The 691-nt window shown below is 58.2% G+C and carries 1 protein-coding gene and 1 pseudogene; both read left to right on the forward strand.

Annotated elements, in window-relative coordinates; all coding sequences use genetic code 11:
- Window positions 1-465, forward strand: a 465-nt coding sequence (locus AC1D2E_RS36025; protein ID WP_478201817.1) for a His/Gly/Thr/Pro-type tRNA ligase C-terminal domain-containing protein, incomplete at its 5' end; no start/stop codon positions are given.
- 97 nt (window positions 466-562) lie between these two features.
- Window positions 563-691: pseudogene (locus AC1D2E_RS36030) on the forward strand (translation initiation factor IF-3); the annotation flags it as partial.

Consider the following 691-nt stretch of genomic DNA (forward strand, 5'->3'; position numbering starts at 1 on the left):
ATGCAGGTCGACTTCAACATGGCCGAACGCCTGGGCGCCGAGTACGTCACGGAATCCAGCGGCCGCGCCCACCCGGTGATGCTGCACCGCGCGATCGTCGGCAGCCTCGAGCGCTTCATCGGCATGCTGATCGAACACCATGCCGGCGCGCTGCCCGCATGGCTCGCTCCGACGCAGGCGGCAGTGCTCAATATCAGTGAGAACCAGGCCGACTATGCCGCGGAAGTTGCCAAAACGCTGCAGAATCAAGGGCTTAGAGTCTCGCTCGACCTGCACAACGAAAAGATTACGTATAAAATACGGAAGCATTCGTTGCAAAAGCTTCCCTACATCCTGGTCGTAGGTGACAAGGAGAAGGAAGCTGGTGCCGTCGCAGTGCGCGCCCGGGGCAATGTTGACCTCGGTGCCATGTCGGTGGAGTCCTTCTCTCAAAAGATCGCCCACGACATCCAACACAAGCTTTGAATTCGACCGGATTCAAGGGCTGATTTTTTTGATCAGGCTGCTTGTGGGCGTGGATTCGACGGTGTTCGCTACAGAAATGTGGCAAATTGTTTGAAGGATTCTGACCATCGCTACTGCATTTCGCGACCGCCGCCACCGCGAGGAACGCCAACACCGCCTGAACCGGGAAATCATGGCCCCGGAAGTCCGCCTGATCGGGCCCGAGAACGAGCCATTGGGTGTAGTG

This window comes from Variovorax sp. P1_H2, from assembly GCF_056405295.1.